At 37.3% G+C, this 15,689-nt stretch carries 11 protein-coding genes; 5 read left to right on the top strand and 6 right to left on the bottom strand.

The genetic code is table 11. The annotated features are described in order from the left end of the window. Positions 1-39 precede the first annotated feature (39 nt). The 4 genes from ACP3T3_RS09610 to ACP3T3_RS09595 form a co-directional block, all read right to left on the bottom strand. Positions 40-1,899: a CocE/NonD family hydrolase gene (locus ACP3T3_RS09610; RefSeq protein ID WP_426479662.1), complete on the bottom strand. Its 1,860-nt coding sequence runs from the start codon at positions 1,897-1,899 to the stop codon at positions 40-42. Positions 1,900-2,138: 239 nt separating this feature from the next. Beyond that, positions 2,139-4,907: an outer membrane beta-barrel protein gene (locus ACP3T3_RS09605; RefSeq protein WP_426479661.1), complete on the bottom strand. Its 2,769-nt coding sequence runs from the start codon at positions 4,905-4,907 to the stop codon at positions 2,139-2,141. A 95-nt stretch (positions 4,908-5,002) separates the two neighbouring features. Then, complete coding sequence (locus ACP3T3_RS09600) at positions 5,003-5,422, bottom strand: SH3 domain-containing protein (protein ID WP_426479660.1); 420 nt, start codon at positions 5,420-5,422, stop codon at positions 5,003-5,005. Positions 5,423-5,428: 6 nt separating this feature from the next. Next, positions 5,429-5,920, bottom strand: a complete 492-nt coding sequence (locus tag ACP3T3_RS09595) for a BON domain-containing protein (protein ID WP_426479659.1) — start codon at positions 5,918-5,920, stop codon at positions 5,429-5,431. A 220-nt stretch (positions 5,921-6,140) separates the two neighbouring features. Between ACP3T3_RS09595 and ACP3T3_RS09590 the strand changes: the two genes are divergently transcribed. Both ACP3T3_RS09590 and ACP3T3_RS09585 read left to right on the top strand, forming a co-directional pair. After that, positions 6,141-7,391, top strand: a complete 1,251-nt coding sequence (locus ACP3T3_RS09590; protein ID WP_426479658.1) for a dicarboxylate/amino acid:cation symporter — start codon at positions 6,141-6,143, stop codon at positions 7,389-7,391. Positions 7,392-7,397: 6 nt separating this feature from the next. Then, entirely contained in the window at positions 7,398-8,120 is a 723-nt protein-coding gene (locus ACP3T3_RS09585; RefSeq protein WP_426479657.1) for a phytanoyl-CoA dioxygenase family protein, read from the top strand. 191 nt (positions 8,121-8,311) lie between these two features. On the opposite strand, the gene ACP3T3_RS09580 is transcribed toward ACP3T3_RS09585, so the two are convergent. Then, positions 8,312-11,113, bottom strand: coding sequence for a GH92 family glycosyl hydrolase (locus ACP3T3_RS09580; RefSeq protein ID WP_426479656.1), 2,802 nt, complete (start codon positions 11,111-11,113; stop codon positions 8,312-8,314). Between the two features lie 93 nt (positions 11,114-11,206). Here ACP3T3_RS09580 and ACP3T3_RS09575 point away from each other — a divergent pair, with 93 nt between their 5' ends. Continuing rightward, positions 11,207-13,549 carry a TonB-dependent receptor domain-containing protein gene (locus tag ACP3T3_RS09575; RefSeq protein ID WP_426479655.1) on the top strand — a complete coding sequence of 781 codons (2,343 nt, stop codon included), beginning with the start codon at positions 11,207-11,209 and terminating at the stop codon, positions 13,547-13,549. A gap of 111 nt (positions 13,550-13,660) precedes the next feature. On the opposite strand, the gene ACP3T3_RS09570 is transcribed toward ACP3T3_RS09575, so the two are convergent. After that, positions 13,661-14,116, bottom strand: coding sequence for a hypothetical protein (locus ACP3T3_RS09570; protein WP_426479654.1), 456 nt, complete (start codon positions 14,114-14,116; stop codon positions 13,661-13,663). 152 nt (positions 14,117-14,268) lie between these two features. Here ACP3T3_RS09570 and ACP3T3_RS09565 point away from each other — a divergent pair, with 152 nt between their 5' ends. Next, positions 14,269-15,375 carry an Mrp/NBP35 family ATP-binding protein gene (locus ACP3T3_RS09565; protein WP_426479653.1) on the top strand — a complete coding sequence of 369 codons (1,107 nt, stop codon included), beginning with the start codon at positions 14,269-14,271 and terminating at the stop codon, positions 15,373-15,375. A 47-nt stretch (positions 15,376-15,422) separates the two neighbouring features. Then, on the top strand, positions 15,423-15,671 hold the full coding sequence (locus ACP3T3_RS09560; protein ID WP_002977212.1) for a NifU family protein: 249 nt from the start codon (positions 15,423-15,425) through the stop codon (positions 15,669-15,671). The last annotated feature ends 18 nt before the right edge of the window (positions 15,672-15,689 follow it).

Here is a 15,689-nt window from a genome sequence, read left to right as displayed (position 1 = left end):
AAAACAAAAAAAGCTGTTCAAACGAACAGCTTTTTCAATTTATTTTAAAACTTCAGCTTCAATAGAGCTGTCATCATATATTTTAATAAATGCTTTGGTATAATCTTCTTTATTGGCAAAATTCGGATTATCCATGAATTTCTGCGGATTGACAGCGAAAAGCGGGAACCACGTACTGCTGATCTGGATCTGGATTTTATGTCCTTTTTTAAAGGTATGAACTACATCCTGAAGTCTGAAATTAACGGCTGTTTTCTGGTTAGGAACTAAAGCTTCTCCCTTTTCTCTCGTATTTCTGAATCTTGCAGGCATAATATCACTTCTTACCATCTGGTGATAGTTGCCATAGATAACGCCATCTTTCTTTTCTGCGGGCTTGAAATCTTCCGGATAAACATCAATTAGTTTAACGGCAAAATCAGCATCGGTGGAAGTGGAAGCAATATTCAGTTTGGCCATGATTTCTCCGGCAAACGTAATATCATCAGTCAGTACATCCGTTGTGAACGTTAATACATCAGGTCTTCCCACCGCAAACCTCTGGTCTTCCGACATATAATTTTTCGGGGTGAAACCATTAAAATCTTTCAAATGATCAGAACTTAAAACAGGATTGTTTGGATCACTGTAATATTCAGAATATCCTTGTCCTGATGCTTTTTTTAAGGTTTTATCTGCTAAATAGAAATTCACTTTCTGAGCGTTTTTAGGGGGATAAGAAGCAAATTCTTTCCATTCTTTAGCGCCTGTATCATACATTAGCGCTTCAGGAAGTCCTGCGTCTTCTTTGGTGTTGCCTTTCAGATAGTGGTTGAAGAATTTTGTTTCAATATTTTTCTGATAATAGGTTGCAATACTGTCCCCAAAATAGGTTTCACTGTGGAAATGTTTTCCCTGCTCCTGGGACCAGCCACCATGAGAGAATGGCCCCATTACAATTGTATTTTTGGCTTTCGGGCTTGTTTTTTCGATGGTTTTATAAATATTCAAGGGTCCGGAAAGGTCTTCTGCATCAAACCATCCGCCGACAGTCATTACAGCATGGCTGATGTTCTTCAGGTGAGGAAGAAGACCTCTTTTTTGCCAGAATTCATCATAGTTGGGATGATTCATAATTTCTGTCATGAAGAAATTATTCTTATAATATTTTTCGTAGCCATCTTTCAGTGTACCAAGATCTCTGTAAAACTTTAATCCATCTTCGGAAGTTTGTTTGATGAAAGAATCCATATACCAGGCTTTATCTTCCGGTTTTGTTTTCTGAACCCCGAAAACGGGAAATGTTCTGAAATAGGCCAGCATAAATCTTCCGTTGTGAAGGAAGTCATCATTCCAGAAATCAGAAATAGGGGCCTGAGGTGAAGAAGCCACCAAAGCCGGATGCTGCGATAAGGTTCCTACAGCGGTGTAGAATCCAGGATATGATGTTCCGAACTGACCTACTTTACCATTGTTGTCTTTGACATTTTTCAACAGCCATTCAATAGTATCATAGGTATCTGTACTTTCATCAACATCTTTTTTTGTTTTACGCTCCACCTGCGGCGTCATATTGGTAAAAGTACCTTCACTCATATATCTTCCGCGTACATCCTGATAGACGAAAATATATTTGTCTTTCATAAGATAAGTGTTGGGACCTATCTTTGTTTTATATTCATTTTCTCCGTAAGGTGCAACGCTGTAGCAGGTTCTCTGCATCAGAAACGGATATTTGTTTTTGTTGGATATATCTTTCGGGATATATACCGCTGTGAAAAGCTTCACTCCATCACGCATGGGAATATAAAATTCTTTCTTGGTGAAATTGTCTTTAACGAAAGTACCTTTCGGTTCCGTTTTCTGAGCTTTTCCAAGAATGAAAAAAAGAATACATAATACTGAAATATGGATTTTCATAAAAAAAATTTACGGCTAATTTAAAAATAAAAATAGGTTTATTGATACATCTTGTTTAAAAGGTTGTTGTAAAAAACCACCCCGTCAAAAATTCTTTGAATTTTCGACACCCCTCCAAAGGAGGGGAATGTTACGTCCAGTGGTAATGGAGTTCAGGGTTGAACTTCAGGTTATTCATAGAAATAGCCGGAAAGATCCGGCCATTATCAAAAATATATATATAAAAGTATGGTGTTGATTTATTGCATCTTTTTTCCTGCGAACTTATTCAGTTTCATGCTGATGGAGAACATGATGTATCGTTTCAGGATCAGGTCTTCACGGTCTTCGAAATAAGAATCGGTGATGGTTCTTCTCACGCTTTGATTTTGATTTAAAACGTCGTAGATCTTCACCTTTGCCGTAAACTGCTTTTTATAGAATGAATATCCAAAGCTGGTATTCCAGAAGTAAAAATCCTTTTTAAAGCCCGGAGCAATATTGGAATTGGTATTGTATTCAAAATCGTTTCCAAATACAAATCTGCCCTGCAGCATATAATTGGTCAGTTCCAGTTTTAAGGATTGATTGGCTGTATTTACATTTGTTACATTGTAATTGGTATAATTTGAAAACCTGTATCCAAGTCTGTAAGAGGGCTTAATCGTCATTTTATCCTTGATTTCATAAGTGAGATTTAGACCTGGGTTCAGACTATATGAGTTGCTGGTAAAAGCCTGTCCGTCAATAAAACCATTGTTGTAAGCATAATTCATGGTGAATGTTGGGTTAATAGTAAGTTTATTATTCTTCCATTTTAATATTTTACTGAAACCTCCGCCGGCATTGATGCTTTTATTTCCGCTTATGTTATCATAAGTGATCACCTGTTTCCCTGCATTATCATAGGTAGAAAAATTGATGATGTCATTATTTCTGTACGTAAAACCAATATTGAAATAGTAACTGAGGTCTTTTACTTTATTATAATTATTGAAATACAGATAAAGATTATTGATCCAGGTATTTTTCAAATCAGGGTTTCCCTGATAGGTAATCAAAGGGTTTGATTCATCTTTATAGGGAGTAAGCTGTTCTGCGGTGGGAATGGTGAAATTGGAGTAGTTGTAAAAACTCAAGTATTTTCCTTCTCCCAGCTGATAGTTAAGATTGACATTATATTGGGGCAGTACAAAATTTTTCTGTAAATCATATTGCTGTCCGTTATAGATAGAGCTTACTTTCATGTCTGAGATGTCAAGATTCATGGAAGCCCAGAAATTCAGTTTCTTTTTATTGAGCTGGTAGGTGAACTCAGGAGAGATCTGATTGATTCTCTGCTTCATATTGTTGGATAACAGCTGATTGAATTTAGTGTAATCTCCGGTCGTATGATCAAAATCGTTTACATTTCTTAAATCTCTGACAGATCTGGTTCCATATTTTAGTTCAAAACTTACACTTGAAGAATCGGAAACAGGTTCTGTATATCCGGCAGTGAAATTAAAACTGCTGTTCTGATTTTTATTCCGGGCTAATTGGTCCCTGTTGTCTGTTGTTGTTTCATTAGTTTGATAGAATGTGTTTTGAGACTGGTTCAGGTTATCCCTTTTAGATTCTGAAATGGAGCTGTTCATATTGGCTGAAATCGAACGGCCTTTTTTCTTGAACTTTCTTGAAAAATAGAGATAAGGATTAAATGAATTGCTTTCCGAGTCATTACTTGAATAAGCATTACTTTTATTCAGAAGACTGTCATTCCTTAAAGAAGAGGATCTTGAGTTATTGAAACTAAAGCTGCTGTTTTTAGTAAATCTTGGAGAAAGGTAGATACTCGTCATAGAATCCAGTTTAATTTTAGCCGAAGTATCAAAGCTGTATTGTTTGGATTCATTTTCTCCATTACTTTCAGAATTGGTCTGAAGGGTGTATTTGGGGAGAAGGGTAGATTTTGAAACTTTGGATCTTGTTTCCGTATTGGAATCAGAATGCATCAGACTGAAGGAATCCAGATCGGCATCTTTTCCCAGCTTGTCACTGTAGTTTAACCCAATTGTTGTAGACCTTTGAATTCCTTTCGTGCCACCTCCCTGGTTAAAGTAAGTCACGTTTCCTACTGTTGAGAAAGTCCCCCCCTGCATCATCCAGGCATTTCGTCCGTTCCCCATACTGTCAAAAACCTCATCTCTGGAAAATCCCTGTGAATTGATGTTATTGGAAGAAGCTAACAGACTTATTTTCGTATCACCTTTAAAATAACTCGCCAGTCCGCTTGCTTCATACCGTTTGTCTGATCCATAGCCAACGGTAATTCTGGTCAGTAAACCTTTATTTTTCTTTTCATCAATAGTAAAGTTGATGGTGGTATTCTGAGATTTAGCTGCTTTTCCGCTGAGCTCTTCCTCTTTTGTTTTGGTGGTGGTAAACTGAATATTCTTGATAATATCTGCGGGTAAATTCTGAAGAGCAATTTTACCGTCTTTATCAAAGAAAGGTTTTCCGTTGATCATGATTTGATCTACATCTTTCCCGTTAACTGTAATTTTTCCTTCATTGCTGATTTCCACGCCGGGGATCTGCTTCAGAAGTTCCTCAATTTTACTGTCAGGACGCACTTTGATAGCGGCTGCATTAAATTCAATAGTGTCTTTTTTGATTTTTACCGGAGAAACCGTAATTTTTACCTCATCAATATTATTCACAATGCTCTGTTTCTCAAGCTGAATATCTCCCAGAGATAATGACTGATCTATTTTCTCAAATTTTTTCGAATAAGAAGATAATTTATCAGCGTCAATCTTAAGGATGGAAGGTTCTTTCATGTCATCAATTTTCAGAGAAAATTTACCTTCTTTATTGGTTGCCGTATAGTTGATAATCGAAGAATCTTTTTCTTTCAAAAGATAAACGGTGGCATTTTCTATCGCTTTCTTTTCAGAATCGGATATTTTTCCGTCAATGTGTAGTTTTTGGGCGTGCAGAGTAATGACTGTGAACATCAAAGTCAATAGCAGCAGAGTTTTCTTCATTAGTTTTTTTTCAGAGCCGTAAAAATATAAAAACATCCCAAAATTGGGATGTTTCTATGCTTTTTTTGTGAAATTTTATTATTTTTTAATAAAATTTATGCTCTTAAATATCTTGAATAAGCATATCCTTCCTGGCCGTCAGCATTTTTCACTTTCCACCAGTCATCAGAAGTCTGCTCAATCAGTGTTACAGAAGAACCTTTTGCAGCTTTGCCTACAACGGCAGCTTCAGTGGAAGGTTCCTGTCTGATGTTAAGATTAGATTCTTCAGTGGCAACCGTTAAAGAAGCTCCCGAAGTAAGACCTGCAACCTGTACATCAATATTGATATCTGACGCAGAATAAGTAGAATCAATAGCTCCCAGAGCATTCCATATAGCATCTTTAGCCGCAGTATTAGAAGCATTTCCGGAAACATAAAGAATACCATCCTGCTCCTGAACCTGAAGATTTGAGATCCCCGCAGACTGTGCCGCTGAAACTACACTTGAATATTTATCTTGTAATTCGCTCATCTTAAATTATTTTACGATTAGGTTGTTATTATACTTTCCGATTTTCAAAGCATCTACAGATTCTTTGATTTTTCTTGCCTGTAAGCTGGAAACATTTCCTGTAAGCGTAAGCTGTCCGTTTACAACTTCTACTTTTACAGATGGGAAATCCTTCACCGCATCCTGAACTTTTTTCTGAACAGCAGGATCTACAGCAGATGTTGTTTCAACAGGGGCTGCAGGTGCAGGAGCAGCTGCTATAGTAGACATATCCATTACGTCTTTTACTCCGCTGATTGCTTTTAATTGTGCAATCATCGCATCTTTAGACTGTTGATCTGCGAAAGTACCGCTTAAGTGAGCTACACCATCTTTTACTTCAACAGAAGCATTGGGATTAGAAGTTACTATAGTTGTAGCCTGAGTCTGAAGATCGGCATCAGAAACTTTCTTCTTACAAGAAATAGCACCGAAAGATACAGCTACAGCTAATGCAGCCATTGCAATAGTTTTTTTCATATTGTATATTTATTAATGTTGTTATACACTCAAATGTAATAATAAAATTTGTACCAAAGGAATAAAAATTCAATAAATGTTTTTAAATTTTTTTACAATATTTTCTAAACCAGGATTTTAATTTTCAGAGATTAAAAAATTAATGTAAAAATCATCTCTATTGAAGAAAATCTTCTGCCAATTGAAAAACCATTATATTTGCGCAAATTGAACTATATATATGAAAGGACAGAATAAACTTTTTATAGCAATTATCATTGCACTTCTTCTGGGAGTAGGAATCGGAGGTATTGTACACGTGAATTATCCAGAAAGTGCGGAACCTTTTTCCAAGAATATAAAACTGTTGGGAACGGTTTTTATCAGGTTGGTACAGATGATTATTGCACCTTTGGTTTTTACAACATTGGTAGTGGGGATAGCTAAAATGAGCGATATCAAAATGATCGGAAGAGTAGGTACAAAAGCGATGCTGTGGTTTGTTTCAGCTTCTCTGATTTCCCTTTTCATCGGGTTAATCCTTGTTAACTGGCTTGAGCCGGGGCATGTCACAAAATTACCTATCCAGGATGTAGCTACTGCTGATGAGCTTCTTAAAAACAGTAAAAGTTTTTCCATGGAAGACTTTGTAAAGCATATGATTCCTAAAAGTTTATTTGAGGCCTTCGCCACCAACGAAGTATTGCAGATTGTTGTATTTGCAGTGATGTTCGGCGTTGCACTGGCTAATTTAGGAGAAGAATATTCAAAACCTGTAGTGAAGCTGTTTGATATCATTGCTCATGCGATTCTTAAAATGGTAGGGTATATCATGTGGTTTGCTCCGCTTGGAGTATTGGGAGCTATTGCAGCCGTAGTGGCAACCAATGGTTTTGAAATCTTTAAAGTATATGCTATTTATCTGAGAGACTTCTTCTTTGCTATAGGAGTTCTCTGGCTGGTCCTGTTATTGGTGGGATATTTTATCTTAGGAAACCGACTTTTTGACCTTTTAAAAAGAATTAAAGAGCCATTACTGATCGCTTTTTCTACCACGAGCTCGGAAGCCGTATTCCCGAAACTGGTTGAAGAATTAGAGAAATTCGGGTGTAACAGCAGGGTAGTATCTTTTATCTTGCCTTTAGGATATTCATTCAACCTGGATGGAAGTATGATGTATATGACCTTTGCTTCCATCTTTATTGCACAGATCTACGGAATTGAAATGACCTTGGGACAACAGATCACAATGCTTTTGGTATTGATGCTGACATCAAAAGGAATCGCAGGGGTTCCGAGAGCTTCTCTGGTTATTATTGTAGCTACCTGCTCAATGTTCGGAATTCCACCGGAAGGTATCGCTTTGATTTTACCAATTGACCATTTCTGCGATATGGGTAGAAGTATGACCAACGTCCTTGGAAATACGCTGGCCACTACAGCAGTTTCAAAATGGGAAGGACAGCTTACTGAACCATTAGACAAAATTTAAATCTGAATGAGTTTAAATAACTTAGAAAATTATAAAAGCCATATCCTTGAATATGGCTTTGCTGTTATCAATAACGTGTTCTCACAGAAAGAGCTTGAAGATATAAACCTTGTTCTGCAAAATATAGATACTTCAAAAGAGAACTTCCGGAAGTCTGAAGATCTGTTTGCTATACGGCAGTTTTTAAAAGAAGTCCCGGAAATTAAGGATTTGGTATTTAATGAAAACATCCGGCAGGTGGTGAAGGAGATCTTCGGAGAGAAATACTTTGTGGTTAAAAGTATTTATTTTGATAAGCCTGAAACCTCCAACTGGTATGTAGCCTATCATCAGGATCTTACTATTTCTGTGGATAAAAAGCTGGGTCTGCCTGATTTTGGTCCATGGACAACCAAGCAGAATCAGTTTGCAGTACAGCCTCCGTTGAATATTTTGGAAAACATCTATACCATCAGAATTCATCTGGATGACACTGATGAAAATAACGGTGCACTGAAAATAATTCCAAGATCTCACACAAAAGGCATTTACAGACCGGAAACCATCGACTGGACTATAGAAACGGAAGAAATCTGCAACGTAGAAAAAGGCGGAATTATGCTGATGAAACCGTTAACGCTTCACGGTTCCAACCGAACCACCAACGGAAAGAAAAGAAGAGTCATCCACATCGAGTTTTCTGATACGGAACTTCCGGAAGCTTTACAATGGTCTGAAAGAATGAATTAAAAAAACGCCTTCGAATTTTTACGAAGGCGATTTTTTTGTAGGAAGCCGGATGCTGGAAGATGGAAGTTTCTAAAAGTTTATGGATTAATATCAGTCTGTTTTATTATTTTTTTAAATCTATAATTTTTACAAGCCGGCTTTAAGAAGTAATCGGTCAAATAGTAACTTCCATCTTCCTTCTCCCATCTTCCTTACTTCGCAGAAATCTCATCAATAAAAATGTAAGCGTCACCTCCTGCTCCCTGGTGCCATTCCGGAAGCTTTCCAAAGTAATAAGCTTTTACTTTGACGTATCGGGCTTCAGTAGGAAGGGTTTTAACTGAAAAATCCTTGATCTGTACCTTCTCATCTTTAGGATCAATGTCATTATCAATGGTTTTCAGAAGAACAAAATCTTTTCCGTTCATGGAAGCGTAATATTCCACTTTTTTAGGCATCATAATCCATGCCCTGCTGTCCTGGAGGTAGGTGGAAGAAAGGGTGGTGATTTGCTGTGGTGATTTGAGATCAATAATTGCTTCAAAATTTTGTCCCTGATAGCCATGCCATTCTCCTTTTCTCCAGTTAACATCCCCTCTGATTCCGTCAATAAGAGCAAGATTTCCGGTAGCGCTATACTGTGGAGTCACTTTTGACAGAATAGTAATATCCCAATAATTGGGTCTTCTGTTGAAATTAGCGGTTGTCACAGAGCTTTTTTCGCCGTTTCTTTCGGCGTAAGCCATTACCTGAGTAGTTTTGATGATGGAGAAAGGTCCTTTATAAGTAGAGAATGTTTTCCTTTTGTTGCTGTCATTCTCATCCATGGTCATATAATATACTTTGTCATTCGGATTCAATGGGGTGATCTCAACTTTGGTAGAAAAATCAAAGATTCTGTCGGCAGCAATTACGGGTGAAGCTGTCTGTTCTGTAGATTTAAAATCTTTAGCCGGTTTCACATTTTCGAAGCCTAATTTTTTGAGTTCTGCTCTGCCTGTAGTTTTTGTAATTGTTTTTGTGGTTCCGTCTTCAAGATGAATTTTAATTTCATCAAAATAAGGCGTGGTAGTTTGCCATTCCGGCAGTCCAGGGGTTACAGAATAAATTCCCATAGAGCTTAGAATATACCAGGCACTCATCTGGCCGCAGTCTTCATTTCCGATCAGCCCGTCAGGCGTATTTTTATAGAAATTATCAAGGATGTATTTAATTTTTGCATCTGTTTTTTCTGGCTTATCTACGAAATTATACAGATAAGCAATGTGGTGGCTCGGCTCATTTCCCTGAGCATATTGTCCCATTAATCCTGTGATATCTACCTGTTCTCTTCCTGTTGTTTTATCGGGAGCAGTAAAAATGGCATCAATGAACTGTTCAAATTTTTCTTTCCCTCCGTGAGCAGCAATTAATCCTGGAATGTCCTGCTGTACAGAATATGAATAATGCCAGGAATTTCCTTCCGTATAATTGTTATTGACTTCTCTCGGATCAAATGGCTCATACCAGTTTCCATTTTTTCTTGGCTGCATAAAACCGGTTTTAGGATTGTACAGGTTTTTCCAGTTCTGAGAACGCTTCATGAAATACTGATACTCTTCTTTTTTGCCTAAAACTTTGGCCATTTGAGCAATACACCAGTCGTCATAAGCATATTCTACGGTTTTGGAAACACTTTCATGCTCGTCATCAATGCTGATATAATTATTCTGTTTGTAAGCATTTAATCCGAAAATATCCTGCATGGCAGAAGCTTTGGCAGCCTGAAATGCCTTTTCATAATCAAACCCCTGAATTCCTTTGGCCATAGCATCTGCAATTACAGAAACGGAGTGGTAACCGATCATACATTCTGTTTCATTGGAAGCCAGTTCCCATACCGGAAGTTTTCCTCCCTGCTCGTATTGTTTGATGAAGGTATTGATAAAATCGGCGGTTCTTTTTCTGTCAATTAAAGTCATCAGCGGATGAGCTCCTCTGAAGGTATCCCAAAGTGAGAATACAGTATAATAATCAAAACCATTGGCGGTATACAGCTTATTGTCCCTGCCTCTGTATTTTCCGTCAACATCCATATTGATGTTCGGTTGTGTGAAAACGTGATAAAGAGCGGTGTAAAAAACGGCTAATTTGTTTTTATCCCCGGATTTTACTTCAATTTTTGAAAGCTCTTTGTCCCAATCAATTTCTGCCTGTTTTCTTACAGTTTCAAAATCTTTTGCTTGCCCTTCTGCCAGCATATTTTTTTCAGCTCCTTCATATCCGGTTGGAGAAATGGAAACTTTTACACCGATCTTTTCTCCTTTTTTAACATTAGCTGAAAAAGCCACTGCAAGCTTTGTTCCGGTAAAAAGATTGTTTTCCTGTTTGCCGTTAACCTCTTTTTTTGAAATTTTCATCGGTTTTGAAAACTCAATTCTGGCATAAATATATTGGTTGGTCGCCCAGGCCTCACTTCTTCTGAAAACCTCAATGGTTTTATCATCAATAATCTTTACTTCACCTTCCAGAAGCTTGTCTCTGTGGTTGAGATCCAAAATGATATTGGCATTACCCGCATTGTTGAAGGTATATTCATGATAACCGACTCTTTTTGTTGTGGTAAGGCGCACTCCGATATTATTTTTGTCTAATCTGACAGCATAGAATCCTGCTGCGGCTTTTTCATTTTTATGCGAAAATTTTGAAGAATACTCTTTGCTGCTCAGACTTGGATTTCCCATAGTGGGCATCAGCATGATATCTCCGTAATCTGAAACTCCCGTTCCGTTGAGGTGAGTATGAGAAAAACCATAGATCACGGAATCTGAATAATGATATCCGCTGCATCCGTCCCAGCTGCCGTCAACTCTCGTATCGGGAGAAAGCTGTACCATTCCGAAAGGGACGATTGCCCCCGGAAAAGTGTGGCCGTGACCTCCGGTTCCTATAAACGGATTGACATATTGAGAATAATTCTGTGCGGAAATGATCTGAGTAATATATATAGAAAATGCTATAAGCCCTTTTTTCATGTTCTGATTTTAAAAAGCGAAGATATTGAAAAACAGTAAAAGTGATGTAATAAAAGTCCATTACGGTTTGTCTTATTAAAAACGATATAATTCATGAAGAAGATAGTATTTGCTGTGATCATGCTGTTGCCCGTGGCTGCATTTGCCCAAAGTATAACAGGAAAGATCACCCAAACCGGAAATGCTGTTCCTTACGTTGAGGTGATTGCAGTAAAAAATCAGAAGCAGCAGACTGCTATTTCGGACGAAAAAGGAAATTACTCCCTGAAACTTTTAGAAAACGGAAACTATAATATCAGACTTATCCAGGATGGTATTGAAATATCCAATAAAGATATTGTTATTAATGGAACAGTGAAACAGGACTTTTTTATTGAAAAAAAGAATGAAAAACAGATTGAAGGAGTAACGCTTTCTGCCAGAAAAAAACTGATTGAGAGAAAAGCAGACAGGCTCGTATTTAATGTTTCTAATTCTGTTGCCTCACAAGGAATGGATGCAGCCGAAGCTCTTGCTACAACACCATTAGTAAAAGTAGATGATAATACAGGAGTTTCCATTGTTGGGAAGAGTGGAGTTGCAGTAATGATCAACGACAGAATTCTGAATTTGTCAGATGCAGAACTGGTTACCTATCTGAAAAGTCTCAGATCCGAAAACATAGAAAAAATTGAAGTTATTACAGCACCTCCTGCCAAATATGAAGCGCAGGGAAATAGTGGATTAATTAATATTGTTTTAAAGAAAAATCAAAACCTGGGATGGAATGGAAGTTTTACCAGCAGTCTTCAGCAGCAGACGTATACAGGAAATTCAAACAGTGTAACAGTCAACTATCAGCATGAAAAACTGCGTTCCTCGTTAAAGTTGAGACAGAATAAAAATGAAAAGCATTCTTATGAAAACTATTGGATAGAGGGAGCGGATGGCCTTAAAAGTAATGACAACAGAAGGGATTTCGGGGACGGGCTTGGAGCGAATTTAAGTCTGGATTATCAGCTGGATAAGAAGTCCAATATCGGATTTATTTATGATTTCGGATTCGGCCATTCCAATATGGATATCATCAATACTTCGAACTATTTCCAGAATGGAATTTATACCAATACACTTCTTACCGATGCACAGCACAGAGCTACAGGAAGACAGCATACGGGCAGCGCTTATTATGATCTGAAATTCGGGAAGCAGGATAATAAACTGAGTATCACAGGAAATTATTTTTCCAATACTCCGGAAACAACTATTGATTTTACCACTACAGAGAATTCGGGTGATAGGTTTGTGGTAAAATCACCTTCTATGGTGGATTATAAAATTTATTCCGGGCAGGCGGATCTTATATTGCCTTATCAGTTTGCAAAGACAGAAGCGGGGGTGAAATTCACCAATTTTAGTAATAATTCCAGTATATTTTATCAGAATCTGACAAATGGAGAATATATTACAGATCCTCTGAAAAGCAATGAATTTGAATATAACGAGAAAAATTATGCTGCTTATATCAGTTTTGAAAGATCGTTCAACGAAAAATGGTCGGCAAAAGCAGGTTTGCGTTACGAATATTCTATGGTCAATGGAAATTCTTTAACTTCCGGACAGCAGACTGAAAATTCTTACGGGAAATTTTTTCCTACGGCTTATATCAGCTATAAAAGAAATGAAAATAACACTTTCAATCTGAATTATTCCAAAAGGATCAACAGACCGGGATTCCGTGCGATCAATCCATACCGCTGGTACATCAATATCAATTCTTATTTTACCGGAAACCCTTTCCTGAAGCCTTCTATCAATCATAATTTTGAACTTTCCTATGTATACAGAGGAAAATTATCGGCTTCAGCTTATTTTCAGAGAACCGTGGAAGCATTTGGTCAGTTGGCCAATCTGAAAGGAGAAAACAGGGTAAGTACGTTTGAAAATTATTACAACCAGAACAGTATGGGAGTTTCACTTAATTACTCTGATACTTTTTTCAAAAAATGGGAAGCCAATTACTCTGCCAATTATTCTTATATGAATACGGATGTTTTTACAACTGATGCTCTTACCAGAAAAGGGAACAGTTATGATTTCGATATTCAGAATAATTTATCGCTCAACTCCGGTAAAACGGTACAGTTGATCTTAAATTACTGGTTTCGTTTGCCTTCCAATTCCGGAAATTCCTATATGAAGTTTGCAGGAAATCTTACCTCAGGTGTGAAACTGAATCTTATGGAAAAGAGTCTTCAGTTGAACATATTTGTTTCCGATATCTTAAAGCAGGGTAAAAGCCTGGGTGAAATCTACTATACCACAGGAACTCATTCTTATAACAATTATTACGATGCCAGAAGGCTTACCGTATCCGCAACTTATACTTTTGGCAATAAAAAAGTAAAAGGAATGGATCGTAATGTAAGGTTTGATGAGAAAAACAGAGCGAATTAATAATCTGGATTTAAATTTTTTTTTATGCTCATGTCCTTCTGAATGAAACGGAGTGGAATAAAGAATCTCTTCTTTTTATGAGATTCTTCATTCGTCAGACGAAGCAAATATTTACACTTCTCCCTCAAAAAAATCATTGAGGTAGATCTCTTTATCCTTTTCCTCTCTACCGGAACCCAGATATCTTTTCCAGGACTGAGATTCATAATAGACAATTTCCATTTCCCAGACACAATAAGTCGGCAGGTGGGTTTTGTTCCTGTCCCATACTTCGAATTTTCCAAAACCATCATAGTAGACGCTTTCCCACAATTCGTTTTCATTTTGCCATGTACAGACTAACAGAAGATAATTTTCTCCGCAACGGTGCATGATGACGAATCCGAGATCATCAATATTCTGAAACTTTTCTTCAGCACTTTCAATACACCTCCGGGCATTATTAAGATCCTGTGAAGAAATTTCTGCGGGATCATTCGCCAGGTCATACCATTTGAATTTTGTTTTTCCAATGGTAAAAATTCCTTTTGGCAGAGCATATTTGGAAGGATAAGAAGTGATTTTCATATAAGTTGTTTTTCTGTAGTCGGGTATGGTGTCAGGATAAAAAAACAGAAATGATGGGTTTTTAACGATCTGATTTATCACCTGATATTATAGATTTTATTGATTCTAAATTACCGAAAAAATGCGTAAATTTGTAAACAATTTATATTTATATGTTGACGAAAGAAAAGGTTCAGGATTTCCTTAAAGAAATAGAAGTAGACGATTTGGTGAATAATCTTCAGATTATGGGTGACGATGTTTATATTGACATGACAGCTCATTCGCCTGCAATGCACGAAAAGAAAAAACTGGAGGCTGCCATGAAACAGGCTTTTGCCAGTGAGTTTGGAGAAAACGTTCATTTAAAACTTAAAATCGTTTCTCCGGAACCTAGTGAAATTCAGCAAAGTCAGATCAAAGGAAAACAAATTCCGGGAATTCAAAATATTATTGCTATTGCTTCCGGTAAAGGAGGAGTAGGAAAATCTACAGTTTCTGCAAATATGGCAGTAACGCTTGCTAAAATGGGTTTCAAAGTAGGATTATTGGATGCCGATATCTATGGCCCTTCAGTTCCTACCATGTTTGATACAGAAGGGCAAAAACCGATTTCTGTAGAAGTGAACGGAAAGAACATGATGAAACCTGTTGAGAATTATGGTGTAAAAATGCTTTCAATAGGATATTTTTCAGGCGCAAACCAGGCTGTGGTATGGAGAGGCCCTATGGCATCAAAAGCTTTGAACCAGATGATCAGAGATGCTGCATGGGGTGAGCTGGATTTCTTATTAATTGATCTTCCTCCGGGAACAGGTGACATTCACCTGTCAATTATCCAGGAAGTACCGGTAACAGGTGCGGTAATTGTAAGTACACCTCAGCATGTTGCACTGGCAGATGTAAGAAAAGGTATTGCGATGTTCCAGATGGAAAGCATCAATATTCCTGTTCTTGGACTAATCGAAAATATGGCATATTTTACACCGGAAGAACTTCCTGACAATAAATATTATATCTTTGGAAACCAGGGAGCACAATATCTGGCTGAAGACCTTGGAATTCCTGTATTGGGAGAAATTCCGTTGATCCAAAGCATCAGAGAGGCGGGAGATGTTGGAAGGCCGGCTGCGCTTCAGGAAGGATCTAAAATTGCAGATATCTATACAGAAACGGCCAGAAAAATGGTAGAAAGCTTAGTGGAAAGAAATAAAAATCTTCCTCCTACTGAAGCGGTGAAGATTTCAACAATGGCAGGATGCTCACCAAAAGCAAAATAATAATAATTTCAATAAAATTTGAAAAAACCGAATTGAACTGAAAAAATATGGAAACAAACATAACGCACGAAGATACAGTAACAAGAGTAATGGAAGCTTTGGAAAGCATCAGGCCGTTTTTGAATAAAGACGGAGGTGATATTGAGCTTATTGATGTGAAAGATAATCAGGTGTTTGTGAAACTTTTAGGTAACTGTTCCGGGTGTTCATTGAACTTTTCAACTTTAAAATTAGGCGTTGAAAATACAATCAAACAACATGCACCGGAAATCGAAAAGGTAATCAACGTAGAGTAATTATATCTGAGATATTTT

Origin of the sequence: Chryseobacterium sp. CBSDS_008 (assembly GCF_049959325.1) — a bacterium.
Lineage (GTDB): Bacteria > Bacteroidota > Bacteroidia > Flavobacteriales > Weeksellaceae > Chryseobacterium.
The sequence above is the reverse complement of the archived record's forward strand: the minus strand, read 5'-3'. Positions and strand labels throughout refer to the sequence as shown.

What these genes read in the sequence shown, in the direction of transcription:
- ACP3T3_RS09610 (WP_426479662.1), bottom strand. Translation starts at nt 1,899, where the DNA reads ATGAAAATCCATATTTCAGTATTATGTATTCTTTTTTTCATTCTTGGA.
- ACP3T3_RS09605 (WP_426479661.1), bottom strand. Translation starts at nt 4,907, where the DNA reads ATGAAGAAAACTCTGCTGCTATTGACTTTGATGTTCACAGTCATTACT.
- ACP3T3_RS09600 (WP_426479660.1), bottom strand. Translation starts at nt 5,422, where the DNA reads ATGAGCGAATTACAAGATAAATATTCAAGTGTAGTTTCAGCGGCACAG.
- ACP3T3_RS09595 (WP_426479659.1), bottom strand. Translation starts at nt 5,920, where the DNA reads ATGAAAAAAACTATTGCAATGGCTGCATTAGCTGTAGCTGTATCTTTC.
- ACP3T3_RS09590 (WP_426479658.1), top strand. Translation starts at nt 6,141, where the DNA reads ATGAAAGGACAGAATAAACTTTTTATAGCAATTATCATTGCACTTCTT.
- ACP3T3_RS09585 (WP_426479657.1), top strand. Translation starts at nt 7,398, where the DNA reads ATGAGTTTAAATAACTTAGAAAATTATAAAAGCCATATCCTTGAATAT.
- ACP3T3_RS09580 (WP_426479656.1), bottom strand. Translation starts at nt 11,113, where the DNA reads ATGAAAAAAGGGCTTATAGCATTTTCTATATATATTACTCAGATCATT.
- ACP3T3_RS09575 (WP_426479655.1), top strand. Translation starts at nt 11,207, where the DNA reads ATGAAGAAGATAGTATTTGCTGTGATCATGCTGTTGCCCGTGGCTGCA.
- ACP3T3_RS09570 (WP_426479654.1), bottom strand. Translation starts at nt 14,116, where the DNA reads ATGAAAATCACTTCTTATCCTTCCAAATATGCTCTGCCAAAAGGAATT.
- ACP3T3_RS09565 (WP_426479653.1), top strand. Translation starts at nt 14,269, where the DNA reads ATGTTGACGAAAGAAAAGGTTCAGGATTTCCTTAAAGAAATAGAAGTA.
- ACP3T3_RS09560 (WP_002977212.1), top strand. Translation starts at nt 15,423, where the DNA reads ATGGAAACAAACATAACGCACGAAGATACAGTAACAAGAGTAATGGAA.